Origin of the sequence: Pseudomonas sp. K5002 (genome assembly GCF_013386655.1) — a bacterium.
GTDB lineage: Bacteria > Pseudomonadota > Gammaproteobacteria > Pseudomonadales > Pseudomonadaceae > Aquipseudomonas.
In genome coordinates this window covers 1-2,872 of sequence record NZ_JACARK010000771.1, presented here as the reverse complement: position 1 = coordinate 2,872, position 2,872 = coordinate 1, and the positions used below count along the sequence as shown (strand labels likewise).

The window sequence follows — 2,872 nt, the reverse complement described above, 5'->3', positions numbered from 1 at the left end:
GGCGAACTCGATGACCCGCGCACCACCCCGGCCCTGCACATGCACCCGCGCATCCAGGGCGGCCAGGGCCACGCACATGTCCGAAGGATGGGTGGCGACGCACTGGTCGCTGGCGCCGAGGATCGCGTGGATGCGGTTCAAACCGACCCGCGCCGGGCAGCCACTGCCGGGCTCGCGTTTATTGCAGGGCACGGCGGCGTCATAGAAGTAGTAGCAACGGGTGCGTTGCAGCAGGTTGCCGCCGGTACTGGCCATATTGCGCAATTGCGGCGAGGCGCCGGCGAGGATGGCCTGGGACAGCAGCGGGTAGCGTTCCTCGATCAGCGGGTGCCAGGCCAGGTCGGCGTTGCTCACCAGGGCACCGATCATCAAGCCGCCCTCTGGAGTTTCTTCCACGTCGCGAAGTGGCAGCCCGGTGATATCAATCAGGTGCTCCGGGCGGCTGATGTTCTCTTTCATCAGGTCCAGCAGGTTGGTGCCACCGGCGATAAACCGCGACGCCGGGCTGACCAGGTGCACCGCCTCCTGCACGTCGGCCGGCTTGCTGTAATGGAAGGGATTCATTGCTCACCTCCCTGCACGCGGCACGCCGGCAAGGCTTCTTCGATGGCATCGCGGATGTTGTTGTAGGCGCCGCAGCGGCACAGGTTGCCGCTCATCAGTTCCTGGATCTGCGCGGTGTCGTGGGCACGGCCTTCACGGGCCAGGCCCACCGCCGAGCAGATTTGCCCCGGCGTGCAGTAGCCACACTGGAAGGCATCGTGCTTGATAAAGGCCTGTTGCATCGGGTGCAGGTCGTCGCCCGAGGCCAGGCCTTCGATGGTGGTCAAATCGGCACCGTCACACATCACCGCCAGGGTCAGGCAGGCGTTCACCCGCTTACCGTTGAGCAACACGGTGCAGGCGCCGCACTGGCCGTGGTCGCAGCCCTTCTTGGTGCCCGTCAGGTCCAGTTGCTCGCGCAGCAGGTCCAGCAGGGTGGTCCAGGGCAATACATCCAGTTGGATGGGGTCCCGATTGAGGGTCAGGCGTATCGGATGACTGACGAACGGCTTGGCCGCCGCGCCATTGGGAGTTGCGCTCATAAACACCTCACGGATTGGTGTGCAATCGCGGCGTTCAGAAAAGTCGCCGTCTTAGCGGTCCGACTTCCGGAGTTTATGAGCGTTCAAGGCAATTGATGGGTGGCGATCAGCGAATGCCGAGGGTGGTGACCAACTGGTTGCGCGGTGGGTTGATCGAGGTGTTGCTGTACTGGAACGTGCCGCCGGCTTCGACATTATCCAGCTGGAACGTATAGATGTAGCCCATCAACGTTCCCGCGCCGCTGCATGGCTGGCTGATGGAACCCACCTGGCAGACGGCGGTGGTGCTGATACGGGGCACCGACGCGCCGTCGAAAAATGCCTGTGGGCTGTTGCCCAGGCCGACTTCCATCACGTACACCAGTGTCTGCCCCCGGTGCGTGCACATCTGGGTGCTGTCGGCCCGCTCGGGAATGGTTTCAGTGCACTTGGCCGACTGAACCTTGAATACCCGCACCTCGCTCAACGCCGGTGCAGGCGCGCCCCACGCCGGTGCCGCACCGAGCCACAGGCCGATGCAACCGAACAGAGCTAGACTCCAGGCGCTGGCTTTTTTCATGCTGTCGATGACCCTGTAATAAACGTCGGCGCAGTATGCCTCAAGGCCATGATCAAGCCTATGCGCCACTGGCCCTCGGCTGCTGGTATGATGCGCCGCTTTTTCCGATCCTCTCTGGAACCACAGGCGCTTGGCGCAGTTTGTGCTTTGACTTAGAGGTCAACAAATAACGACGCAAGATAGCGTCACAGGGAGCAGGCATGCTGGAAAAGCTGTTTCAACTCAAGGCACACAACACGAATGTGCGCACCGAGATTCTCGCGGGCGTCACCACCTTCCTGGCCATGGCCTACATCCTGTTCGTCAACCCGAGCATTCTCGGCGAGACCGGCATGGACAAGGGCGCGGTCTTTGTCGCGACCTGCCTCGCGGCGGCCATCGGTTCCACCGTGATGGGCCTGATCGCCAACTACCCGATTGCCCTGGCACCGGGCATGGGCCTCAACGCATTCTTCACCTACACCGTGGTCCTGCACATGGGCCACACCTGGCAAGTGGCGCTGGGTGCGGTGTTCATCTCGGCAGTGCTGTTCTTCCTGCTGTCGATCTTCCGCATCCGCGAATGGATCATCAACAGCATCCCGCTGCCCCTGCGCTCGGCGATTGCGGCGGGTATCGGCCTGTTCCTGGCGCTGATCGCCCTGCACAACGCCGGCATCGTGGTCAGCAACCCGGCCACCATGGTGGGCCTGGGCGACCTGAAACAACCCGCGCCGATCCTCGCCACCCTCGGCTTCGCGCTGATCGTTGCGCTGGAAGCCCTGAAAGTGCGCGGCGCGGTATTGATCGGCATCCTGGTGGTGACCATCGCCTCCATCGTGCTGGGCTTCACCCCGTTCGGCGGCGTGATGTCGATGCCACCTTCGCTGGCCCCGACCTTCCTGCAACTGGACATCAAAGGCGCCCTGGACATCGGCCTGGTGAGCGTGATTTTCGCGTTCCTGTTCGTCGACCTGTTCGACAACTCCGGCACCCTGATCGGCGTCGCCAAGCGCGCGGGTCTCATGGGCAAGGACGGCCACATGCCGAAAATGGGCCGTGCGCTGATCGCTGACAGTACGGCGGCCATGGCCGGCTCGCTGCTGGGCACCTCGACCACCACCAGCTACATCGAATCGGCGGCGGGCGTGAGCGCCGGTGGCCGTACCGGTTTGACCGCCGTCGTGGTCGCGATCCTGTTCCTGCTGGCGCTGTTCTTCTCGCCACTGGCGGCCAGCGTCCCGGCCTT

General features: G+C 63.5%; 4 protein-coding genes. 1 reads left to right on the top strand and 3 read right to left on the bottom strand.

All coding sequences use genetic code 11. The annotated features are described in order from the left end of the window. The 3 genes from HX846_RS28205 to HX846_RS28195 all read right to left on the bottom strand — a co-directional run. Positions 1-564, bottom strand: a 564-nt coding sequence (locus HX846_RS28205) for a xanthine dehydrogenase family protein subunit M (RefSeq protein ID WP_178966546.1), incomplete at its 3' end; no start/stop codon positions are given. Further along, positions 561-1,085 (bottom strand): (2Fe-2S)-binding protein, encoded by a 525-nt coding sequence (locus tag HX846_RS28200; RefSeq protein WP_256740034.1) that lies wholly within the window; start codon positions 1,083-1,085, stop codon positions 561-563. The genes HX846_RS28205 and HX846_RS28200, both read right to left, overlap by 4 nt. Positions 1,086-1,191: 106 nt before the next feature. Continuing rightward, complete coding sequence (locus HX846_RS28195) at positions 1,192-1,644, bottom strand: DUF4879 domain-containing protein (protein WP_177020966.1); 453 nt, start codon at positions 1,642-1,644, stop codon at positions 1,192-1,194. Positions 1,645-1,844: 200 nt separating this feature from the next. Between HX846_RS28195 and HX846_RS28190 the strand changes: the two genes are divergently transcribed. Beyond that, on the top strand, positions 1,845-2,872 hold a 1,028-nt coding region (locus HX846_RS28190; protein ID WP_178966545.1), incomplete at its 3' end, for an NCS2 family permease.